At 44.7% G+C, this 8,557-nt stretch carries 8 protein-coding genes; 4 read left to right on the top strand and 4 right to left on the bottom strand.

Going from position 1 to position 8,557, the window contains the following annotated elements; genetic code table 11:
• From ABVT36_RS18375 to ABVT36_RS18365, 3 genes are all read left to right on the top strand, one after another.
• On the top strand, positions 1–357 hold a 357-nt coding region (locus ABVT36_RS18375; protein WP_368457863.1), incomplete at its 5' end, for a DNA cytosine methyltransferase.
• A 136-nt stretch (positions 358–493) separates the two neighbouring features.
• A complete protein-coding gene (locus tag ABVT36_RS18370) occupies positions 494–712 on the top strand; it encodes a DUF4224 domain-containing protein (RefSeq protein ID WP_368457862.1) in 219 nt (72 codons plus the stop codon).
• A 101-nt stretch (positions 713–813) separates the two neighbouring features.
• Positions 814–1,794 carry a tyrosine-type recombinase/integrase gene (locus ABVT36_RS18365; protein WP_368457861.1) on the top strand — a complete coding sequence of 327 codons (981 nt, stop codon included), beginning with the start codon at positions 814–816 and terminating at the stop codon, positions 1,792–1,794.
• Between the two features lie 1,487 nt (positions 1,795–3,281).
• Here the strand turns inward: ABVT36_RS18365 and ABVT36_RS18360 are convergent.
• Entirely contained in the window at positions 3,282–4,694 is a 1,413-nt protein-coding gene (locus tag ABVT36_RS18360) for a hypothetical protein (RefSeq protein ID WP_368457860.1), read from the bottom strand.
• 867 nt (positions 4,695–5,561) lie between these two features.
• Here ABVT36_RS18360 and ABVT36_RS18355 point away from each other — a divergent pair.
• On the top strand, positions 5,562–6,518 hold the full coding sequence (locus tag ABVT36_RS18355) for a choice-of-anchor L domain-containing protein (protein WP_368457859.1): 957 nt from the start codon (positions 5,562–5,564) through the stop codon (positions 6,516–6,518).
• A gap of 353 nt (positions 6,519–6,871) precedes the next feature.
• On the opposite strand, the gene ABVT36_RS18350 is transcribed toward ABVT36_RS18355, so the two are convergent.
• The 3 genes from ABVT36_RS18350 to ABVT36_RS18340 all read right to left on the bottom strand — a co-directional run.
• Positions 6,872–7,405, bottom strand: a complete 534-nt coding sequence (locus ABVT36_RS18350) for a hypothetical protein (RefSeq protein WP_368457858.1) — start codon at positions 7,403–7,405, stop codon at positions 6,872–6,874.
• Positions 7,406–7,659: 254 nt separating this feature from the next.
• The gene (locus ABVT36_RS18345; protein ID WP_368457857.1) at positions 7,660–7,785 is read right to left on the bottom strand and encodes a hypothetical protein; all 126 of its coding nucleotides are present in this window, start codon (positions 7,783–7,785) and stop codon (positions 7,660–7,662) included.
• A gap of 12 nt (positions 7,786–7,797) precedes the next feature.
• A partial coding sequence (locus ABVT36_RS18340) for an LPD38 domain-containing protein (protein ID WP_368457856.1) occupies positions 7,798–8,557 on the bottom strand: 760 nt, incomplete at its 5' end.

Genomic DNA, 8,557 nt, shown 5'->3' with positions numbered 1-8,557 from the left:
GGTGGGCACTTCGGCGAGGTGCGCGCTTTCCTTGTGAAATATTTCGGCACGGCAGTAGGTGCAAACCTAAATGATCCTCTGCACACAGTTACCAGCAAAGCCCGGTTTGGCCTGGTGACAATTCACGGCGAGCCTTACCGCATCGTGGATATTGGGATGCGGATGCTGGCCCCGCGTGAACTCTACCGCGCCCAGGACTTTCCCGAGAATTACATCATAGACGCCACTCACGAGGGCAAGCCCCTATCAAAGACCGCGCAGACCCGCATGTGTGGGAACAGTGTCAGCCCAGCTGTGGCTCGCGCCCTGGTGCGGGCGAATTGTGGTGTGGCAAAGCGGGAGAGGGTGGCAGCATGAGCCTGAACAGCAGTGTATGCAGTGGTACCGAAGCGGCCATAGGACTGTGGTGAATCCAACACCCAAGCAACCCTTACCGTGGTTAGTTGGAAGGTAGACGCAGATTTAATCATGCCAGTGTTTACAGGATAGAACGATGAGCGAGATACTAACAGACGCGCAATTGTGCAGATTGACTGGTGCTACTTCCCCAGACCTTCAAAAGCTTGTACTTGAGGAGAATCGGATTCCTTTTGTACGACGCAAAAATGGTACGCCGGTTGTTACCTGGACCATGGTCAATCAAGCCAAATTGGCCACACGGTCAAACGATAAAAGGTTCCCCGCTGGCTTCAACCTGGAGACTATGAGCTAATGGGAAGACGCAGGAAGCCCGAAAATAATTGGATGCCCCCCTATGTAGTCCGGTACCCGCGAGGTTACCGAGTACGCCGACGTGGATACACCATTAAACACTTGGCCGATAGTGATGCCAGTCGATCTGAAGTATGGGCAGCGTATGAACGCTGGCAAACCAATCAACAAGCCACTGACTCTACTGTTAATGACTTGATAGATTTCTATTTCGCGTCTCCACAGTACACCCAGCACATAAAGCCCAGCACCCAGCGGGACTATGATCGCTACAGTAAGCGTATCCGCCAAGTATTTGGCGCTATGGACCCAGATGCAATTACCTCCCCTCTTATTCAAATGTTTATGGATGCTCGTGGGTCAAAACATCCCACTGCGGCCAATCGCGAGAAGACATTTCTTGGAATTGTAATGACCTGGGGGAAAAGTCGGGGGCTGGTGAATATCAGCAACCCCTGCGATGCGGTTAAGCCGATGCCAGAGAGTCCCGGAGGCCGCTACGTTGAGGACTGGGAGTATGAGGCTTTTTGGAAATTTCTAGGTATCAAAGGACATACCATGCACCAGTGTGCCATGGAGATAGCCTACCTATGTGCTGCGCGCCAACAAGATGTTCTCGCCCTCTCCAAAAATCATATACGAGAGGAAGGTTTATTAATCATTCAGGCTAAGACCGGGAAGCAGCAAATCAAACTGTGGTCGCCCCGTCTAAGGGAGGCGATTGATCTGGCTCTTTCAACGAACACTCACGCCAAAGTACAGACCTCCCACATACTTCGAGGTCGTACCGGCCGAGGCTACACCCGCACTGGGTTCAACGCTGTTTGGCAAAGAGAGCAACGCGCAGCTCTGGAAAGCGACGTAATCAAGAAACGATTCCGGTTCCATGATCTCAAGATCAAATCCATTTCTGACTTTGAAGGTGATACTCAGCGCTTCTCAGGCCACAAAACAAGGTCCATGGCAGAGCACTACAATCGCACTCCTGACCAAGTAGTCACACTGAATAAAGCCAGAATTGGCACCACGGTTTGGCACCCAGACGAGAAAGACAAGGTGTCTTCTGATGAAGAGAATTCGTAAGTCTTTGATTTAGATGGGGAATATTGGGGTGGCTGACGGGGATCGAACCCGCGACCTCAGGAGCCACAAGCCTCAGATAACACTAATGAAATCAATAAGTAACTTGGTTTTTGAGGGGTAACTCCTGGATATAAAGACAGTAATTTACCCCTTGCAGGGTCTATATAGAGTAGCAGTTACCCCCCACCAGGACTGTACATTCAATCAGTAACCTTATAGAACAATGCCTGAGGTAGAGAAGACTGGCTCAACTTGTGATCATCGGGCAAAATACTAGCCAATCATCTGTATGAAAATCCTACAACCACAATCGAGAGTACCGGGAAACCATAAGCCTCCTTTGACCGATGAGAACTCTGATCCTTGCCCTTCTCTTCCTCCCTACTCTGGTCCTCGCTCGACCCGTAGAGGTAGTCTCCATCTATGACGGTGACTCCTTCACCGCCAATGTCCCAGGATGGCCCGATATAGTCGGCAAGCGCATTGGCGTCAGAATCAAAGGGGTAGACACCCCGGAGTTACGTGGCAAGTGCCAGGCTGAAAAGGAGCTGGCACGAAAAGCCAAACAATTCGCCGTCACCCTGCTCCGTGGCGCCCATGAAGTACACCTTGAGGAGAGAGAAGAAAGAATGACAGCCCCGCCGAAACGGGGCCTAACTATAATCCCTTAGAATATGAGACACTGAAAGGCTATAAGCTTACCAGTACGCTCAGAGTAGATGGGATTGACCCCCCAACCACCTTCACAAGAACTGTGTGGGTAACCTCCTGAGCGTCCAGGATAGGTAAACGTCCACGAACTAGGGCAGTATGTTGATCCAGAAAGATGACCACCACAAGTGTAAGCGCCTTCACAGATATACTCTATGCAGGATCCACCACCGGAGATAGGACTGAAATAAGTACCGATTGGGGCTTCAATAACAATATTATTGTATTCAGGGGTAACTGACTCATATGTTGCCATTGCAGTAATCGAAAATAAAGAAAATATAGATACCATGATGAACATTGATAATTTATTCATTTCTTAATTCCTTTTATTAATTAATATTTTAACAATGCCTCTCACTCGCGAAGGAGAGCGAGTGAAATCACCGTATCATCAGTTATTTATTGTGTCAAAAAAATTACTATTGATTTACTATTTACGATTTATGAAATAACATTCACCGCCAAATTTACTGTCAAATTTCTCGACTTGAAATATAACGAGTAATAATATTGCTCCTGGTTCTTATAGTGAATTGATCTGCCTGGCCCGTTTTTATATAAAACTGTACCTGCATGCTTTAATCTGGCTTGATTTTTATCTCCTGCCCGGTCTTTACACCTATGTATACTTGCATGGCACTTCTCCTAATGAAGACAGTTGCCAATAAATTGACAACTGCCATTTTCCGGATATGCTACTACTTTTCTTACATATCAAAACTTATCATGTAAAATATACATAAATTAATTAGTTAGGGGTTCAATCCTAAATTTTAATCTGCGGGTTCGAGAATTGGACAAGGTGGGCTTAGGCATTCGCCATTATCAGGATCTTGTAACGTTACGGAACAAGTCATATAGTCAGTATTCCCATATCCATCAGTCACAGTCAAACGAGCAGTGTGCGTGAAGAGATATTCTTGATACGGCATATAAAAAGTAGTTGAAAATGGTCCTTGGCCACTAAAGCTTTGCCCATTTGATAAGTTCCACTGATAAGATTGTAAACTTGAACCACTTCTACTATATGATCCGTTATCCTGGAAGCTCACATTGGCTACTGAGCCTTGAACAAAGGAAGGTGTAATTCTGCACCTTGCTTCAGGAGGACTGCTTTGCTGAGCTATTTCGTAAAAATCATTATAAACTTCAACCAATTCAGAATAAATTAAATCCGTGTTAGAATCCACTAAATCTAGACTACTTCTAGAAGTCCAGTTTTGCCGGTACCAATTACCAATTGTTCCGACAGCCTGATTGTTTGTATCTAATTCAACAAAAGGTTGCGGGGAATCACCTGAGACAGAATTATCGATAAACAATAGGTTTTTCATTTGTGAACCCCCAAAATCCAGACTTTCAAGATATGACTTCCGACCATATCGTGAAGTATTTCCAGTAAGTGGATTATCTATGTTAGGCCCAGTACTGCTTACACCAAATTCACCCCAAGAAGCATGGGGGTCATACAGGTGTACTAGAACTGGAATTTCTGGAGAGTATAACTTAAATTTGGCAGCCAAGTGAGTCACCAATGCGCCACCGCGACGGTGACCTGCCAAATAAATAAACTTTAAATTGCTACGATAGAATTTTTTCTTAAGCCATTGATAGTGTGCTTCGATAATCCGCGTTCGTGTAGAGCTATTTGCGCTGAGGTAATACTGTGGATTCATAGCAATAGCTATAAATGTACGCGACATATTAAAATCACCTTCTGTCGCGATCTTATGCGGAATGGAATTAGGTAGTACAGGGATTCTTCTGTCCGCCAGTGTATACCTGGAATGGTCAAAAAGTTCTGTAGACCAATTTTCACATGTGCCAATATTGGAAGCTTTTATGGCATCATCATAATCATAAATCGTTCCCGCTGATAAGTAAACCAATGTATCAACTTGACTAACAGGAGGAGCGTTATAAGTAGCTATTATAGTCCGTTTCTGATCTTGGTCAGACACTCCATTCTGTTCCCACTCTGGCATGTCGTCTTGATGTTTGTCATTGCAAAGAAATGTGCTACTGCGGCAGTAGCGTACACGCTTAGCATGCATTACATATGGGAACTCACGTGGCGCATCGACACCACAACCTAAGTTCTCACTTTGAGCAATAGTAGGTATAGATTGACTTAAGCTGAAAACAACCAGAAATGCAGTAAAAAATCCCAGAATAACTTCTTTCATATTTAATAATCCATTATTTAAACTTTATATTTCTTAACAACAAACCCAAAAGCATCACCCAAATTATTAAGATAACAAAATCCTCAAAAATATTGGCAAGCACAAAAAAGAATATTCTCTCTAATAGTTAAGATCAATACGTAGAAAATAATTACTGGCGTAAAATCAAACAAACTACGGGCATGGTTAATACGCCAGGTAACTCATGGAATAGATTCGAATAATAACTGCAGTTGTTCGAAACAAGGCGACTAGAAAAATTTGAACTACATCTAGTACAGCTTTTCAGCTACGGCCCATGAGCTACGTATCCGCACTTCACGCACATTTTTGTCTACAAGTAAATCGACGATATGATCAGTAATAGCGTCATCCATAACGAATATCACTTCTTAGAGGAGGCTGACACACAACTCAATGTAATTTTTATATTTATATAAGAGTTAATTGAACTATTAATTTTCTGATTTATTCACGCAAATGGGGTAAGGTAGAAAATTTATGATTTACTTTCACGATTTATTTTTAAAAATAAATACAATCCAAAATTTAAATATTTCTTAAGCTTAAGCACCATTGCCAAGGATTCTTATTTCTGCTTAAATAGTATAAGTGTACTAGTTAGCAAAATTAATAATAATAAATATCAAACCAAGGAGGGGTGATGCGATCGATACATTTTTAATAGCTAGATAGATTAACTGTCTAAATGAAATTTACATGGTTGTAACTCGTAGAAGAAGGCATATCAATAAGTGTCATTGAAGATACAGTAATGGCCGTTAGATATTCCTCTTGAGAAGTATCAAGTCCGGTGCTGCCAAATTTATCGGCTTGCGCCACACTTAGTACCCTAGGAGACTCATTATGAAAATAAAAATAATAATTGCAGCGCTTATATTTTTGCCTGGATTCGGTACCAATGTCACCGCACAGATCGCGTTCGGCGGAATCAAGGTTTCCCGTAATACGGATGCGATAATGCTCGCACAAAGACTCGTACCCTCCAACGACCCGCGTCTAACTTTCGTGACTGGTGTCGGTACATTTCTGACGGCCGATCCAGTGGCCTCGTCAGGCTTGTATACTGCACAAAACGTCATTAATGCCACCACGGGAGAAGTACAGATCCTGAACAATTATGACTTGGCCGAGAGCGGCGTAATCTTAAGCACAGGCGATGTCAAGGAGTATGAGAGCGGGCCTAACGACTTTTACAATAATGCCTACCGCTACAATACCCTGGCCACAGCGGCGCAGGACAACCTACTCCGCGCCGCGTACCCGAAAGATCCGACAGGAATCTCGTTTTATGATGCTTCCCAATTGGATGTAACTGTCGATTCATGCAGCGCGCAGCGTGTGGTCGTTGAGTTCGCGTATGGATCGGACGAGTGGGACGAATTCAATGCTTCCGGGTATACAGATGTTTTTGCCATTTTTGTGGACCGTATACCGGTCGACGCGGTTATAGTCAACCCTATAAACTTCGCAGATATCCGAGAGACTGAGCTTGACGGGGTAGAGATTCGTTCGGCCACACCCCTGATTCGTGCGATTTTCAGTATTCCGTCAGGGCGGAGTGCTATAACCTTTATGATTAGCGATGTAAACGACGACAATGTCGACAGCACAGTGTATATCGAACCAATCCGTTCGCTCGCTGACTATAACCAAGATGGTTCAGCCGATTTCTTCGATATCAGTCTCTTCCTCAATGATTACAATGAAAGTAATCTCAGGGCCGACCTCAATGGCGACGGCATCCTGACTGAAGCGGATGCCAATATTATCCAGGCAGAGTTCGACGCAGGCTGCCCGTAAAACGAAGTTCAGCCTTTCATCCAAAGCAGTCAACCACTCTGAGCAAGGCGACCATGAGATCTTATGTCCAATACAAAAGTATTGGACATAGAAAATTTTCAAAGTGGCGATACAATACCGTTGATAAAAGTGAACCGGAATTGCCGTCCGACTCTATTAGAACAGCTGATACCGCCCATACAGATCCTGTAGACGATGCGCAGGCGGGCGCATTCGACTTGGGTGGATGATGCTCTTTTCTCTGAATAATAAAACGCCGAAATCTACTTCGACACCAATAATAAGTGAAGCTCGGTAGCGCAAATAAAAACTTCTCCGCGCTATTTTGTAACGAAGCTTTCTGCTACAGGAAATTAAATATCACCTAGTGATCCCCGATAATTAAGAATAATTTCTTCATAGTTGTCTGGAGCGCAGGCTCCATAGGCATCGTACATATCTTGGCCAGCATTATAGTACTTATCATACCAACAGCTTAACCCCCCTGGGCCGTATGTGTACAAGTAAGCTACGTCAGATCCAACTTCTCTGAATTGGAACCTCACTGTATAGTCCTTACCGTCAATGACAATACAATCGGCGTCAAGAAAACACCGCCAATTGGGGATAGTTTCTAAGGCAAACTCCAAATTCCATATGTAGTGCGTACGGTTATTAAACCAAGTTTGGGGATTGGTACTTGATACCGTCTGAGCTCTCTTACCCCACCAGTTCCTATTTTTATTGAAAACATACAATTCAATGGTGGCACCAGGGTTCACTGACAAACCTGTAAATGTTTTCTTCTCCTCCAGATATATATTCTCTCCACTCTCCGGATCATAAACACATGCGGTATGAAAAAAAGCTATTAAGAATAAAAAAGTATAGATCAGCAAATTTTTCATTGATGAGTTCCTTTCACTGTTATTGAACAATAAACTTCAATAATATTGGTTTATTTCATTTCTTCCTGAAAATATTTACGGCGCTTAGAGCTCTCTCTATGTCTCCTCTTCTTATTTATTCGATTATTTGGAATGCCTATATGATCTGCCTGATAAGCAATACACTTATCGATCTTATCGACAAATAGGACAAAAACAATACTAGTGTCATAATTATGACAGGCAAATACACACGGCATATTTAAACTTGGAAATCACAGTGCATCCAGCACCGTTTTCAGGCGCAGGGCCCGGTGGACGCATTCGTCTTTAAAGCGGGCTTTTTCCACAATCAGGTCGACGGTGTCCTCGGCGGTTGCCATGATCACAATAATAGACAAACAGTATGGCCCCTAAAAAGCCGCCTCAGACCTTTGCGAAGTTTTGGCTGCCATCGCATTGATCCGCTTTTGAATCGCATCCAGTTTTAGCTGCTTGGCCTTACGTGGAATATCCTCCGCTAAAATACGCTCGCGTCGCTTACGTAAGTCGCTAAGGCGCCGGCTGACTTGGTTGAGTGTGCGACGCTGAGACAATTTGTCGCGGTGCTCTGTCACAAACTCTGCTCTCTCCTCCCCCCGCAAAGTCTTGAGACTGGCGGCCAGCTGATTCACCTCCTGCAGTCGCTTATAAAGGTCGTCGATATATTGGGTACTGTAATGTGGCTTGGTGCCACGATAAAAACTCTTGAGTACCGGAATATCGGTGGCCAGAAACTCCCCTTGATTAGGCTTGTCCTGTGCCCAGGCCACCAGCATATCGGTGGCCGATAGCGCGTAGGCCCCCATGGTCCCGGTGTAGCCTGTCCAGAAGTGCTCCATCTGTTTTGGGGACCAGCCCACCAACTGTCCCAGGGACACCATGGTATCGCTGGTAAAGCTGTTGTGCCGGTTTTGGGGTAGCTTGCGCTGATCTCCCAGGGATTCAATGGGCTTGTCGAAGTGGAAGGAGCGATTGGCATACAACTCCGCCATCGGCAGCACCGCCTGCGGTATTGGATTAAAGGCCAGCGTATCCACCGCCCCGTGCTTCATGCTCCACAACAATTTTTCACTGGGCTGATTGTCCAGTATCCAGGTGTGCATCATGCGTTCAGGAATGGTGCCGGCGATA

Origin of the sequence: Microbulbifer sp. TYP-18, assembly GCF_040932045.1 — a bacterium.
Classification (GTDB): Bacteria; Pseudomonadota; Gammaproteobacteria; order Pseudomonadales; family Cellvibrionaceae; genus Microbulbifer.
This window is presented reverse-complemented; position numbering and strand designations above follow the sequence as displayed.

Bases quoted from the DNA above. Each gene is read 5' to 3' on its own strand.
- ABVT36_RS18370 (WP_368457862.1), top strand. From the start codon at position 494: ATGAGCGAGATACTAACAGACGCGCAATTGTGCAGATTGACTGGTGCT.
- ABVT36_RS18360 (WP_368457860.1), bottom strand. From the start codon at position 4,694: ATGAAAGAAGTTATTCTGGGATTTTTTACTGCATTTCTGGTTGTTTTC.
- ABVT36_RS18355 (WP_368457859.1), top strand. From the start codon at position 5,562: ATGAAAATAAAAATAATAATTGCAGCGCTTATATTTTTGCCTGGATTC.
- ABVT36_RS18350 (WP_368457858.1), bottom strand. From the start codon at position 7,405: ATGAAAAATTTGCTGATCTATACTTTTTTATTCTTAATAGCTTTTTTT.